Consider the following 14,109-nt stretch of genomic DNA (forward strand, 5'->3'; position numbering starts at 1 on the left):
CATCCCCATTGCGAGAAGAGTGAAGCTGCTTGTTCAAACAGCTTGTTGGTATTATTTTCGATTTCTTAAAAAATATACAGCAAAAGCAGATAAGTGAAGAACCTACCTGCTTTTGCTGTAACAAAAAATAAGAGGTATTAGCCGTGGATACGGCGGCTTGAAAATAGTATGCATTTTTATTTGAAAAATATTCAAGGGGTGAAGAAACATGGAATGTTTAATAAAGTTGTTTGTTTTATTAATCAGTTAATTAATAAAACAAAATAGTTATTTGGGAGAAAGGGAAAATGAATATGAGATGAATTGAAGCTGTTGAAGAATTACTTGAAGTGATGAAAGAATACTTTTGGAACGGAACATCTTTAAAGGGTGAAGCTAATGATTTTAATATTGTATCTTGGCTGATTGAAAAAGCGACGCGTAAAACAAAATAAAGATTTCATTTTGTAGCAATGGAGAATAGATATGTGTACTTATTGGGGGAAAGTAGATAAAGAGTTCTTTAAGAGGCAAGAACCGGAACAAAATAAAAGAGCGGCTAGCAAAAGCTAACTGCTCAATACAAGGAGATACAGAGAAGACTACTTTAAATGAATGTTGGCATACAGCCTACATACAGTATTGACCGAATATTTATTTTAAATTCAATTTATTTAAAGTAAACATCCCAACAGATAAAATGGTTGCGCCTGCTACAGAACCTAGCCAGTCTCTCCAACCTAATGTATTTAAAGATGCATCTGTTAAATCCGTAATTAAGAAGATAGCAAACATTAATACACCAAATGTTAAGCATCCCCAAAATGTTTGCAAATATTTAATCATCTTCTTTCGGAACTTGCTCATATAAATCACCCTTATTAATAATTTATATTTTTATAAATAAATTATCGCATGTGCAAAAATTAAAAGTGCGAAATATGCAATATTACATATTGGAACTCAACAAAATACTCCATTGATAAGTACATAGATCGAACGGAGGGGAACCGTATCGTATGAATCAATTGTCATTTTTTGAAGTCATCGATGTAAAGGAGATGTGCTGACTTGTGGTGAAGGAGCTGAAAAACTACAAAGTGTTGTGCGTCTGGATAAAGAATCGAGAAAAATAGGATCAAGCGGAGGGCATCGTTCTTTTCCTAAAATGAAAGGTGACGATAAGAAACATGAGATACGTTTTAAACAAATTGAGCGGACGTTAAAAAATAAAAATTTATAAAGGAAATGGAAAGTATGGTGTTGTATATGTACGATAATAGGAAACTTTTTGCAAACTAAACATATAATTTTAATAGACCGACAGTCGGTCTGGTGGGAAGGAGAACTTGAATGCGAATTGTAAAGGAGTATGAGGAGCGTAGAAAGGAAATTTTAGAAACAGCTGAGCGTTTGTTTCTTACGAAAGGTTATACGAAAACAACCGTGAATGATATTTTAAAAGAAATTGGTATAGCAAAGGGGACGTTTTATCATTATTTTAAGTCGAAGGAGGAAGTAATGGATGAAATCATTATGAGGATTATTAAAGAGGATGTCACTAAGGCGAAAAGGATTGTCTCCAATCCCGATATCCCCGTTTTAGATAAGTTATTTAAAATTTTAATGGAACAATCACCAAAATCAGGAGATGTAAAAGAAAAAATGATCCAACAATTCCATCAAGCAAATAATGCAGAAATGCATCAGAAAAGTTTAGTGCAATCCATTATACATTTATCTCCTGTATTAACGGAAGTTTTAGAGCAAGGAATAGAAGAAGGCATATTTTATACTCCATACCCACAAGAAACAATTGAATTATTACTCTCTTCAGCACAAGTCATATTTGATGATGGTTTATTCCAGTGGAAAACGGAAGAAATGATGAGAAGAGCTAAGGCTTATATTAAAATGATGGAAGTATCTGTTGGAGCGAAAGAAGGGTCCTTTAATTATATGATCGAGGTTTTAATGAAACAGAAATAGCTTTTTTCTGTTTGGGTATTATAGACCGGCAGTCGGTCTATGCTAAATGAAGGATGTGATGTGGATGCCGGCAAGTATTCAATCTTCCTTGAAAGATTTTCACTTAATGGTAAGTGGTCAAATTATTACTATTTTAGGTTCAACACTATTACGTTTTGCACTGTCTTTATATGTGTTAGATATAACAGGACGTGCCGATATATTTGCGGGGTTATATGCGGTAACGAGTATCCCGTTTTTGTTAGCTCCTCTTGGCGGAGCGATAGCAGATCGTTTCAACCGCCGTAATGTAATGGTCATTTTGGATTTTATAAACGCTGCTATTGTATTAAGTTTTATAGTTTTGTTATTAACTGAATCGGTATCTATTTTATTGATTGGAGCAATTATGTTTTTACTAGCAGTCATTAGTGCAATGTACTCACCAGTTGTTATGGCAAGTATTCCGCAATTAGTTCCAGAGAAAAAGTTAGAACAAGCAAACGGTATCATAAATGGTGTGCAAGCATTATCTAATATAGTTGCACCTGTACTAGGAGGAATATTATATGGCATAATTGGTTTGAAAATGCTCGTAATAACAAGTTGTCTTGCTTTCTTTTTATCTGCAATTTTAGAAATGTTTATTACAATACCTTTTATAAAAAGAGCGCAAGAAAGCCATATCATACCGACAATTGTAAAAGATATGAAAAAAGGTTTTCTTTATGTTTTAAAGCAACCTTTTATTTTGAAGGCTATGTTACTTGCAGCTTTACTAAACTTAATTTTGACACCGTTATTTGTTGTTGGAGGACCTATTATGTTACGAGTAACTATGCAGAGTAGCGATACGATGTATGGAATTGGAATGGGATTAATTGATTTCGCAACCATATTAGGGGCATTGTCAATCGGTTTCTTTGCTAAAAAGTTACAGATGAAAACATTATATAATTGGATGCTTATCATAGCTTTATTAGTAATGCCAGTGGCACTATCAGTTACACCGTTTATTCTTAATTTAGGATACTATCCACCATTTATCCTCTTTATACTTTCTTCTCTTCTAATCGCAATGATTATGACAATTGTATCCATCTATGTGATTACTGTAGTCCAAAAGAAAACACCAAATGAAAATCTAGGAAAAGTGATGGCAATTATAGCAGCGGTATCTCAATGTATGGCACCAATTGGGCAAGTCGTATATGGTTTTATGTTCGAAGGATTCAGTACGAAAATTTATTTACCTATATTTGCTATTAGTTTCATAATGACAATAATAGCTATATTGACGAAGAAAATATTAAGAAATGAAGGGAACTAGCTTCATATGCTTAGAGTATTAGCGAAACCCAACCCTAATCAATTCTTCATCATTTATTTCAATTACGAATCTATATTCTTTGTCTAATAGCCAGTAATAAAAACTGACTGCATCAACGTCAACTAGTGATTGGAATACTTTATCAAGATTTGTACTTACTACAGGGATTTCATAGTTATCCCATATTATAAAAATCTGTTCGTCAAAATCTAGTTGGTTTGCTCTAATAAGGGAAATTAGTTGTTCTTTGTTCGAAGCTATGAATTGATTATCTATCTGTTCCCAATCTATTCTTCCCGAGACAGTTATAGGAAATGAATTCATTAAAATAGTAGCAATCTACTGGCTTTTTTCTTGGGAGAAAATGAGAGTTTCGTTTCCTAGGGATTCAAGGCATTCACTAAATAAAGGGTTTGTGTCATTGTTGTTTTTGGTTTTCAGTGCTCTTAACTTTTGTCGCAATTTCCATTGTCTTGACGATCTATCATCCATTTTTAACATTCCTTATACAATTATTTAAGAATGAGTATAGCATATAAGGGAAGTCTTTATGAAAAGGAACTTTTTAAATATAAATTAAACAAAAGCGTTATTTGAAAAAAAAGCCTTTTAAGGAAAGATAAGAGGCCATCAAAAAATATAACAACATGAAAATTTTATATTATGTATATACAATTTAAAGAGTTAGTGGAAATAAAAAAATGTATAAAATTCTTATAAAAAAGCCCTAGGATTAGGGGATCTAGGGCTTCCTCTGTTGGTATATCTCACACGACATTATAAAAAGAAAAGAACTTAATGAAGATAACACATGAATGTTTCGTAAATGTATCAAAAAAGTGAACAAAAGCGTTATTTTATTAGAAAAGTATGATTATATGAAATATCATGCATGAAAGAAGAGGCGTTAGCAAAAATATCCATTAACGAAATCAGCTTTATTTTTCAGCAAAGTAACCTTCTTAAGTGACTCATATTGTAAAGGTAGCAGCGAAAACAGAAAGAGTTCTTTTTATGGCGGACGGAGAAGTTGTTAGTGAAATACAACTAGGCAAGTTTAGGAATGATGATTTAAAAGCGCGAGAAGAGAAGTTGTTAAAATGGTTAGCTGTACTCGGATTTTAAAGACAAAAACTCCTATTGAATATAGGATTTTTTTCTTTGTTTGAAAGTTCAAAAAGATATATAATAATTTTCTAACTATTAATTCGTGGAGGGGTGTTAATGAAAAATGAAATGTTACACACACAAGAAGACATTTTAAAAATGCTTGATTCATTATTAAGACCTGCAGAACCATTTTGGAATGAGTTTTATGAGAATAGAGAAAAGGATGTTCCGTTTTTTGAAAATGTTCCAGATGAGAATCTAGTTTCGTATATACAAAAAGAGAGAGTTTCAAAAGGGAAGGTATTAGAACTTGGATGTGGTCCAGGTAGAAATGCCATTTATTTAGCGACTCAAGGATTTGATGTAACAGCAGTGGATTTATCTGTAGAAGGCATTAATTGGGCTAAAGAAAGGGCATTGGCAAAAGAGGTAGAAATTCATTTTATTTGTGATTCAATTTTTAATTTAGAGGTTCAAAACGAATTTGATTTTGTATATGATTCGGGCTGTTTGCATCACATTCCACCGCATAGAAGAATAAATTATGTGGATTTAATTAAAAATTCATTAAAATCGGGTGGTTATTTCGGATTAATATGTTTTGCGGCAGGCGATTTAGATGAGCGAAATGGATCGGAAATAACAGATTGGGACGTATATAGAGGGTGGAGTCTACAAGGTGGTCTTGCATACTCGGAAGAAAAGTTAAGAGAGATATTTAAAGAATTTGAGGTAATTGAGATTAGAAGGATGAAACAAATGAAACAACCGAAAGAAATGTTTGGAGAATCATTTCTTTGGACAGCATTATTTAAGAAGAAATAATAAAGTAGATAATTGACAAACTCATCGTTTTTATAGACAATATATTAAAAGGAACATACGTTTGTTTTTTGGTGGCGTATGTTTTACATAAATACATAGCAAGGGGCTGTCTCCATATGAGTAACGCAAATCAAAAAATTACTACGTTTTTAATGTTTGAGGGCAAAGCTGAGGAAGCGATGAATTTTTATACGTCGCTATTTGATCAATCAGAAATTGTAAGTATTTCTCGCTACGATGAAAATGGACCTGGTAAAGAGGGAACTGTAATTCATGCAACTTTTACGCTAAATGGCCAAGAGTTTATGTGTATTGATAGTTATGTAAATCATAATTTCACATTCACTCCAGCTATGTCTCTTTATGTAACTTGTGAGACAGAAGAAGAAATTGAAATGGTCTTTCATAAATTAGCGCAGGATGGAGCGATTCTTATGCCTTTAGGTTCTTATCCGTTTAGTAAAAAGTTTGGCTGGTTAAATGATAAGTATGGTGTATCTTGGCAGTTAACTCTTGCTGAATAAAAAAAGAAAAAGCGTAGCTTATTTGTTTGTAAAAGATGTTCATCTTGTATGGAATGAAGTTTCTAGGGTTTTAAAGAATAAAGGTGTTCTTATTGCTGGATTTACAAATCCGTTACTATGGATTTTTGATGATAACCAAGAGCAAAAAGGTATTCTGGATGTTAAACATTCAATTCCTTCATCAACATTGGATTATTTACCAGAGGATGAAGTTCAAGATTACATCGATTCAAATCAAACAATAGAATATGCGCATACTTTAGAAGACCAAATCCAAGGTCAAATTGAAGCTGGTTTTGCTATAACAGGTTTTTATGAGGATGATTTTGGTGGAACAAGGATATTAGATAAGCATATTAAAACATTTATTGCGACAAAAGCTATAAAGTTAAAGATGGATTAAGAATTTTTGCTTGTCACACGGGGCGTTAGTCGAAGAAGGCTCTTAAAATAGAAAAGGATGGTGCTTTCCATCCTTTTCCTTATGTATTTTGAGTGTCGAAACTATTCTCAAAACAAGCTTTACACTACTAGTTGTATAATTAGGTTATGCTTTTATATTAAGAATTTTGCTGACCGAATCTTTTCCCGAGTTTAGCTAACAATTCAGGTTGATCGCTTTGGCTCATTATAACTTCAATAAAGATAAGTTGATTCTTATTAAAAATTATATTTGCTAAGGTTTCTGCTAATTCTGCTTCATTTTCTACTTTAAATGTTAGACTTTTTTCTTCTGATCCAAATATCATTGATAGTTTATTGTAATCCCACATCTGTATGTCATTATAAGGTTGGTTTTGGCCGTGAATGGCACGTTCAACAGTGTATCCGTTGTTATTGATTAAAAATATAATCGGTTTTAAATTTTGACGTAGTATAGTTGATAACTCTTGGGCAGTTACTTGGAAAGAACCATCACCAATAATTAAAATGTTGCGCCGTGATAAATTGGCGAGCTGTGTACCAAGTAGAGCGGGCAGTGTATATCCGATAGATCCCCATAACGGTTGTCCTACATATGCAGTGTTATTAGGTAGAGGGATAGCAGCGCTACCAAAGAAAGGTGTTCCTTGCTCTACAATTAAGACGTCGTTTTCTTGTAAGAAATGGTATATATGCTGCCAAAAACGTTTTTGTGTGATCATTTGTGCTTTTGGATTGAACTCTTCAGTAAAAGGTGATGATTCTAAAATAAATGGCTTAATGTCAAGGGTATTTTTATTACGATGCTCAATTAAATCACTTAAATGTTGTAAAACATCCTGCATTACAACTGGACCGTATTTTTTATCTATAATTTTCACAGTGTAGGGATGGATTTCTATCACTTGTTCTTTTGTAAAACCTTGTGTGAAGCCGCCTGTAATAGTATCAGTTAACTTCACACCAATACTAATAATACAATCAGACTCATCAATTCTTTTTCGCAAGTACGGAGAACTTACATCACCAGTATAAACACCTATAAATTGAGGGTGTTTTTCTGGGAATATTCCTTTTCCCATACTTAACGTCGCGATGGGAAACCCAGTTTTTTCTACGAATTGATGTAAATTTTCTTTAGCGTGAAATCGATCTACTTCAAAATCAGCTAAAATAACAGGTTTTTTGGCGTTTTTTATTTTTGAAGTGGCATGTAGAAGCATTTTATCCAACGCTTCTTTATTACTTAAAATCGGTTTATATAAAATTGGTTCTGTAGGTTTATTAATTGGTTTATTATACACATCAATCGGCAAATTAATATGAACAGGGCGTTTTTCATTCCAACATGCACGTAAAACACGGTCAATTTCCTCAACAGCATGCTCAGGTGTTACATTTGTTTGTGCCACAGTGATTTCTCGATACATATTGGAAAAGTGGTCGAACTTTCCATCGCCTAACGTATGATGAACGATTGCTCCATTTTCCATTACTTTTGTTGGTGGCGTACCCGTGATTTTTATAACTGGTACGTTTTCTGCATATGAGCCAGCAATGCCGTTAATGGCGCTTAATTCTCCGACACCGAAAGTAGTAATAAGAGCAGCGATTCCTTTTATGCGAGCGTACCCATCTGCTGCATATGCAGCATTTAATTCATTACAATTGCCAATCCATTTTAAACTTTTATGTGCTATCACATCATCTAAAAAGGCAAGATTATAATCACCAGGAACCCCAAATATATGTTCAATTCCTAATTCGTGTAGTCTATCCAATAAATATGTACTTACAGTATATTGTTTTTTCAAATGAATCATCTCCTAATTATGCAATGAATGTTTCAATAGACTAAAGAAGTTCTAATGCGTTGATTAAAATATTCATTACTAGATTGTGGTATAATTTACATACAGGGGGAAAGTAGATGACACAACATAAAGAAGAGCAGATGAATGAGGCATTAGCATTATTTTATTTTGCATATAAAACATTTACTGAAAAGCCAGATGAAATTATAAAAGAATATGGCATTCAACGAGTACATCATCGAATTTTATTTTTTATCGCACGTTTTCCAGGGATAAGTGTAAATGAGTTATTATCACTATTAGAAATAAGTAAACAAGCTCTCCACGGGCCGCTACGTCAACTTGTGGAAAAGGGCTTAATTGAGAGTAATGAAGCTATGCATGATCGACGTGTGAAACAGTTGTCTTTAACAGAAAAAGGTACAGATTTAGAGAAAAAACTGAGTGATGTACAAAGACAACAAATGGGTGCTATTTTTTCAAAATTTGGTGAATCATGTGAGGACAATTGGCACCAAGTTATGAATGAAATGGCAAATAGCCGATCAGGTTTTGATGCTTGGATATCGAAACGGGAAATACCAGTCGATCAAAAATAATGAAAAAGCTTCTGTTTTTATCGTTTGAAAAAGAACAAATTTTATCCATACATTTGGCAACTATCGATTGGTCATAGAGTGAATGGATAAAAAGATACATTACTAGATACTTTATACGTGTACGTAATGGAACAATAAAATTCACATTTCCGAAAGGGGAATTATAATGATAAAACTTGTACTTATTCGTCACGGACAAAGTTTATGGAATCTTGAAAATCGCTTTACTGGATGGACAGATGTTGATCTATCAGAGAATGGATTAAGTGAAGCGAGAGAAGCAGGAGCAATATTAAAGAAAAACGGATATACTTTTGATGTGGCTTATACATCTGTATTAAAACGCGCAATTCGGACGTTATGGATTGTACTTCATGAGATGGATCTTACTTGGGTCCCAATACATAAATCTTGGAAGCTAAATGAAAGACATTATGGTGCATTGCAAGGGTTGAATAAAGATGAAACTGCTCAAAAATATGGTGAGGAGCAAGTTCATATTTGGAGAAGAAGTGTTGATGTAAGACCACCGGCTCTTACTGAAGACGATCCTCGATATGAAGCGACCGATCCAAGATATAAAACACTCAAAAAAGGTGAATTTCCATTAACTGAATGTTTAGAGGATACGGAGAAGAGAGTACTTGCTTATTGGCATTCAGAAATTGCGCCGACATTAAAAAGTGGTAATAAAGTAATTATTTCATCACACGGTAACACAATTCGCTCGCTAGTAAAATATTTAGACAACCTTTCAAGTGATGGTGTAGTTTCATTAAATATTCCAACTAGCATTCCGCTTGTTTATGAATTAGACGAAAACTTACGTCCGATTCGTCATTATTATTTAAGTATGGATGGAGAAGTACCTGAAGGGGAAATTCCGAAACATATTTCTTTTTAATACGAAAATTTGAAATGAATGCTTGTCTACATATACAATATAGACTCATGGTAAAGTGAAATTTTAATCAGTGGGGTCTTACTGCTCACAAATAGCAGGATAAAAGACGTGGTACCTTCTAATATATATGCGATGTAGCTAATTTTAGAAGCTTGTCCACGTCTTTTGTCATAAAGAGAGCAGCTTGCGCATGTAATGATATCGTGAGTAGTTTTTGAATGGAGGGTGATGTGATTAATGATCTCTAACATTCGAATTGGCTTATTTGTTTTAGCGATTGTCTTTGTAGTCCTTGTTTTCTTTTATTGGAAAAATGAAGAGTTGTACGAGGAGAAGAAGCAACGTATTAGAAAGACTTGGTATGGTTTGTTTATCATATCTGTCACCGTGTATTTCATGATAAAAGGAATCGATTTAACCCTCTGGAAAAATCTTTTAATGTTTACTGCAATGGTTATTTTTGTTGATATTGCGTTCATTTTAACGCCTAATATTTCAGAAATATGGGGTGCAAAATTTAGCGATATTGGCAAGACAGTTCAATCCATAAAACGATCATTAATTGCATCTAAAGCAAGAGGAGAAATATACACGACAATTATTCAAAATGTTAATCCAGCAGTATTCGGTACGATGGAATGGCATACGGAAGAGGAATATACAAAGAGCTTAAATGCATTTTTAGATTCATACGGGGAAAAGATTGGCGCGAAAATTGTTGTTTTTGAAGCCGCGAAAGAATTAAATACAAACTTTCGTGGTATTCGCTCGCAATTTAGTATTATCGTTCCGTTAGAACATATCGAGCAATTGAATGAGCAGAAAGCGGTGCAAGTAGAAAATGTCGGGGTTATACCAGCAAAAATAGTAAGTGACGTTTTCATTGTTATTGATGGAAAGAAAAATAACCTGCAAGATCGGGATTTTGAAAATGTATATAATTTAACAATACATCATAGTTATTTTAGTAAATAAGGACAGAATCTTTTTCTGTCCTTTTCTTCTATACATAAATTAAAAACAAAATCCGACAAAGTTGAATAAAATTGGACAATCATTCCTACACTAGCATGTAGAGGTGATTGTAGTGGTAAAAGATTATGACAATGATTTTTTTAAAGAAGATAACGAAGATACAACAGATTTCTCTTTAATAAAAGGGGATACGTTGCAGCAAGTAGAAGAATTAGAAGAAGAATTAAAAAGAAAATCATAAGTGTACACTCTTTTTACATTTGCTATATAATATAAATAAAAGGTTGTATCTTTTTGAAAAGGGGGAGAAGAGATGGCTGAAGTCAATGTACAAAAGTCTTCGTTTTTTAAAGAAAAAAAAGAAGAATCCAATACAGATTTCTCTCTTGTGAAAGGTGCATTAACGGAGAGTATAAATCGGTTAGAGAAACTGATGAATAATAGTAGTTCAAAATATATACAGGTGAAAAAAACAAAAGAAAATGCATAGAGCATTTTCTTTTGTTTTTTTATTTAATAGTAAACTTATCTTTTACTTTTTCAGGTAAATCTGCTTTCTGAATCTCTTCATAGGACTTTACTTCAATTGATGATATTTCATTTTTGCTATTATCATCTTGATCTACATAAAGGCGTAAAAACGCGTCTTCATTTAATTTATGGTTGTTTTCTTTTTTTGTACTTCTAAATGTAATTTGTTTTTTGACACCATCTTCATCATATGCGGGCAGCGTATAGTTTCGTAAGTTTCTACCATCTACTTTTTCGATAGTTCCTTCGCCTTTTATCTGCATGTAATATACATCCTTACCAATTCTATTTAGTGACGCTCTCTCACAGCCAATAGTAAAACTAAAAAATAATAAACATAGTGTAATAATTGCTAAAAACTTTTTCATTTTCTTTATCTCCTTTAATGTGTTTCTTTAAAAAGTATACGACTATTATTAAATGAGAAAAATCGATATAGCTTACAACGCCCTTACAATATTGTAAGAGTGTTGTACATAAAATGAACAATAAAAGTTAAAAGAAAGGTAAAATAATGAATCATGGTATAATGATAAAAGACTTACATACTATTTTTTCATTTTGAGAGGAGCTTGAAAAATGTATTCTACTTTAGAACAATTAACAAAGCACCCTGTATTTTATCATTTTGCAGAAATTTCAAAGATTCCTAGAGGATCAGGTAATGAAAAGGAAATTAGTGATTATTTAGTGGGCTTTGCAAAAGAGCGTGACTTAGAAGTCATTCAAGATGAAGCATTAAATGTCATTATTAAAAAAGAAGCAACAGCTGGTTATGAAAATGTACCAGCTATTATTATTCAAGGTCATATGGATATGGTTTGCGAAAAAAATCAAGCAACAGTACATGATTTTGAAAAAGATCCAATTGAATTACGAATCATTGGGGACATGTTATATGCAAATCAAACAACTCTAGGTGCTGATAATGGTATTGCAGTTGCGTATGCATTAGCTTTATTAGATTCGAAAGAAATTCCGCATCCAGCACTTGAAGTCGTTATCACTACTGAAGAAGAAACGACAATGGGCGGGGCTTTTGCTATTGATCCAAATCATTTTGAAGGAAAGATATTTATAAATATTGATTCTGAAGAAGATCATAAATTACTTGTAAGTAGTGCAGGTGGTGCGAAAGCTGTTGAAACAATTCCCGTAATTTGGGATGAAGCGCCAGCGAATATGGATGCATACCGTCTATATGTTGGTGGTCTAAAAGGCGGACATTCTGGTATGGAGATTGATAAACAACGCGGTAATGCGAACAAAGTATTAGGACGAGTATTACGTGATTTATCAGCACGTACGGAGTTTTACATAAGTGAAGTTCACGGCGGATTAAAAACGAATGCAATTCCGCGTGAAAGTGTAGCTACAATTTTAATTCGTACAGAAGATGTAGGACAAGTAGAAGAAAAACTAGAATCATGGACACGTGTATTACAAGAAGAAATGCGTGCTGTTGATCCAGATGTTCATGTTACACTGACAAAATTGGATGAAACAGTTGAAAAAGTATTTGCTAAAGAGACACAAAAGCAGCTTATTTCATCATTATTCTTAATTCCGAATGGCATTCAAAGTATGAGCATGGATATTAAAGGTCTTGTAGAAAGCTCAACAAATTTAGGCGTTATTGAAACGTTGCAAGATGAAATTAAATTACGTAACGAAGTGCGAAGTTCTGTAAGTAGTTTAAAACAACATGTTACAGAAGAAATCAAATATATTGCTGAATTAGTTGGTGCTACATTTGAAATAGAGTCAGAGTATCCAGAATGGCCATACAATCCAAACTCACAAATTCGTAATTTATTTGAAAAAGTACATCAAGAAAAATACAATAAAGAAATTGAAATCTTCGCTGTGCATGCGGGGATTGAGTGTAGCGCATTCGTTCAAAAGATGCCTGAATTAGATGCAATTTCATTCGGACCAGACATTTTCAACGTCCACACTCCAGATGAACATATCAGTATCTCTTCTGTAGTGAATAACTGGGGATTCTTCATTGATGTAATGAAGGGTACGAAAGAATTAGCTAAGTAATAACGACGAAATAAAAAGGAGCCTATAAAAATTTATAGGCTCCTTTTTTGTATTGGAATTTATCCCGCTATTTGCCGGGCAGCCCGATTGGTTCAACTAATAATCGTGGGGGATGAATAAAACCACTACTGATTAAAGTTTCACTTTATGAGAAGTCATTTTTCGTTAGTATGTAATATTAAGCTTGAACAATTAATAAGGATGAATTGTTGATGTTTTTTAGTACTAATGAAGGGGTGGAGAAATGAAGGAAAGAAAGCATTTTATTGTTTGTATGTTTTTATTGTTTTTCACATTTAGTTTTATTGGTGTTCAGAAAATAATAGCAGAAGAAGTTGAATTTTCAGGAACAACAGCTCCATTGAATGTAAATGTTAGAGAGGCAAAAAGTTTGAATGCAAATATTGTAGATGTGATTCCCGGAAATAAAAAAGTATCTTTTAAAGGATGGGAGTATGGTGAAGCGGTTAAAGATTACTGGACAGGAAATTTAGATAATCGTTGGTTTTATTATTTTAAAGATGGAAAAAAAGTATATGTAACGTCAGCGTATATTAATGGAAATCCCCCAAGTACACCAACAGACCGTAAATTATCTGTACCTAACATATTACAAGAAAGATCAAATTGGTGTTGGGCAGGCACTTCGGTTTCAGTTTTAAATTATTTTGGGAAAACTCCTTCACAAGATCAGTATGTTAGGTATGTTAAGGGTGGATCATATAATAATCCTGCAACTTCACGTGAAATACAATATGGATTATCGGGATATGGTGTTAGCTCAGCTATAAGTTCTGGAGCAAAATCTTATGATTGGTTCAAAAGTCAAATTAATAGTAATCAGCCGATGATTGCACTCATTATGTGGCAAAATGGAGCTAACATCGGACACTTTCTAGTACTTGATGGATTTTATAAAGGGACAAATGGAACAGATTATATAACATACATGGACCCTTGGTATGGTGATCATTATAATCATAATTTCAGTACGTTCCATAACAATAATAATTTTTGGTGGAGTGAAACTGTTTATAATATCCATGCAAACTAATAATATTAAAAGCGGGGGTTCATA

General features: G+C 33.1%; 15 protein-coding genes and 3 pseudogenes. 14 read left to right on the plus strand and 4 right to left on the minus strand.

Features of this window, described 5'->3' with window-relative positions:
- Nucleotides 1-633: 633 nt before the first annotated feature.
- A complete protein-coding gene (locus tag ACTFRY_RS16025) occupies nt 634-846 on the minus strand; it encodes a hypothetical protein (RefSeq protein WP_000033163.1) in 213 nt (70 codons plus the stop codon).
- 196 nt (nt 847-1,042) lie between these two features.
- On the opposite strand from ACTFRY_RS16025, the gene ACTFRY_RS16030 reads away from it, so the two are divergent.
- The 3 genes from ACTFRY_RS16030 (at nt 1,043) to ACTFRY_RS16040 (ending at nt 3,277) form a co-directional block, all read left to right on the plus strand.
- A complete protein-coding gene (locus ACTFRY_RS16030) occupies nt 1,043-1,222 on the plus strand; it encodes a hypothetical protein (RefSeq protein ID WP_001999829.1) in 180 nt (59 codons plus the stop codon).
- 110 nt (nt 1,223-1,332) lie between these two features.
- Nucleotides 1,333-1,968, plus strand: a complete 636-nt coding sequence (locus tag ACTFRY_RS16035) for a TetR/AcrR family transcriptional regulator (RefSeq protein WP_098616538.1) — start codon at nt 1,333-1,335, stop codon at nt 1,966-1,968.
- 64 nt (nt 1,969-2,032) lie between these two features.
- Nucleotides 2,033-3,277 (plus strand): MFS transporter, encoded by a 1,245-nt coding sequence (locus ACTFRY_RS16040; RefSeq protein WP_136986488.1) that lies wholly within the window; start codon nt 2,033-2,035, stop codon nt 3,275-3,277.
- A gap of 18 nt (nt 3,278-3,295) precedes the next feature.
- On the opposite strand, the pseudogene ACTFRY_RS16045 reads toward ACTFRY_RS16040, so the two are convergent.
- Nucleotides 3,296-3,769 (minus strand): annotated as a pseudogene (locus ACTFRY_RS16045) (CDI toxin immunity protein).
- A 474-nt stretch (nt 3,770-4,243) separates the two neighbouring features.
- Here ACTFRY_RS16045 and ACTFRY_RS16050 point away from each other — a divergent pair.
- From ACTFRY_RS16050 to ACTFRY_RS16065, 4 genes and pseudogenes are all read left to right on the plus strand, one after another.
- Nucleotides 4,244-4,402, plus strand: a pseudogene (locus ACTFRY_RS16050) (ABC transporter ATP-binding protein); the annotation flags it as partial.
- Nucleotides 4,403-4,501: 99 nt separating this feature from the next.
- Entirely contained in the window at nt 4,502-5,212 is a 711-nt protein-coding gene (locus tag ACTFRY_RS16055; RefSeq protein ID WP_098616540.1) for a class I SAM-dependent methyltransferase, read from the plus strand.
- A 116-nt stretch (nt 5,213-5,328) separates the two neighbouring features.
- Nucleotides 5,329-5,736, plus strand: a complete 408-nt coding sequence (locus ACTFRY_RS16060; protein ID WP_000063588.1) for a VOC family protein — start codon at nt 5,329-5,331, stop codon at nt 5,734-5,736.
- Nucleotides 5,737-5,749: 13 nt separating this feature from the next.
- A pseudogene (locus ACTFRY_RS16065) lies at nt 5,750-6,139 on the plus strand (SAM-dependent methyltransferase); the annotation flags it as partial.
- Between the two features lie 157 nt (nt 6,140-6,296).
- On the opposite strand, the gene ACTFRY_RS16070 reads toward ACTFRY_RS16065, so the two are convergent.
- The gene (locus ACTFRY_RS16070; RefSeq protein ID WP_001999835.1) at nt 6,297-7,982 is read right to left on the minus strand and encodes an alpha-keto acid decarboxylase family protein; all 1,686 of its coding nucleotides are present in this window, start codon (nt 7,980-7,982) and stop codon (nt 6,297-6,299) included.
- Between the two features lie 107 nt (nt 7,983-8,089).
- On the opposite strand from ACTFRY_RS16070, the gene ACTFRY_RS16075 reads away from it, so the two are divergent.
- From ACTFRY_RS16075 to spoIISB, 5 genes are all read left to right on the plus strand, one after another.
- Nucleotides 8,090-8,572 carry a MarR family winged helix-turn-helix transcriptional regulator gene (locus ACTFRY_RS16075; RefSeq protein WP_000191888.1) on the plus strand — a complete coding sequence of 161 codons (483 nt, stop codon included), beginning with the start codon at nt 8,090-8,092 and terminating at the stop codon, nt 8,570-8,572.
- Between the two features lie 166 nt (nt 8,573-8,738).
- A complete protein-coding gene (gene gpmA, locus ACTFRY_RS16080; protein ID WP_000594152.1) occupies nt 8,739-9,476 on the plus strand; it encodes a 2,3-diphosphoglycerate-dependent phosphoglycerate mutase in 738 nt (245 codons plus the stop codon).
- A gap of 237 nt (nt 9,477-9,713) precedes the next feature.
- The gene (locus tag ACTFRY_RS16085) at nt 9,714-10,451 is read left to right on the plus strand and encodes a type II toxin-antitoxin system SpoIISA family toxin (RefSeq protein ID WP_044797536.1); all 738 of its coding nucleotides are present in this window, start codon (nt 9,714-9,716) and stop codon (nt 10,449-10,451) included.
- Between the two features lie 112 nt (nt 10,452-10,563).
- Nucleotides 10,564-10,692, plus strand: coding sequence for a hypothetical protein (locus ACTFRY_RS16090; RefSeq protein WP_000237818.1), 129 nt, complete (start codon nt 10,564-10,566; stop codon nt 10,690-10,692).
- Between the two features lie 72 nt (nt 10,693-10,764).
- Nucleotides 10,765-10,941: a stage II sporulation protein SB gene (gene spoIISB, locus ACTFRY_RS16095; RefSeq protein WP_440032361.1), complete on the plus strand. Its 177-nt coding sequence runs from the start codon at nt 10,765-10,767 to the stop codon at nt 10,939-10,941.
- Between the two features lie 19 nt (nt 10,942-10,960).
- Here spoIISB and ACTFRY_RS16100 read toward each other — a convergent pair whose 3' ends face one another.
- Complete coding sequence (locus ACTFRY_RS16100) at nt 10,961-11,350, minus strand: YxeA family protein (RefSeq protein WP_000713864.1); 390 nt, start codon at nt 11,348-11,350, stop codon at nt 10,961-10,963.
- Nucleotides 11,351-11,561: 211 nt separating this feature from the next.
- On the opposite strand from ACTFRY_RS16100, the gene pepD reads away from it, so the two are divergent.
- Entirely contained in the window at nt 11,562-13,031 is a 1,470-nt protein-coding gene (gene pepD, locus ACTFRY_RS16105; RefSeq protein ID WP_098616541.1) for a beta-Ala-His dipeptidase, read from the plus strand.
- Between the two features lie 244 nt (nt 13,032-13,275).
- Nucleotides 13,276-14,085, plus strand: a complete 810-nt coding sequence (locus tag ACTFRY_RS16110) for a papain-like cysteine protease family protein (RefSeq protein ID WP_000664542.1) — start codon at nt 13,276-13,278, stop codon at nt 14,083-14,085.
- Nucleotides 14,086-14,109 lie beyond the last annotated feature (24 nt).

It is taken from the genome of Bacillus cereus group sp. MYBK195-1, from assembly GCF_051916605.1.
GTDB lineage: Bacteria > Bacillota > Bacilli > Bacillales > Bacillaceae_G > Bacillus_A > Bacillus_A cereus.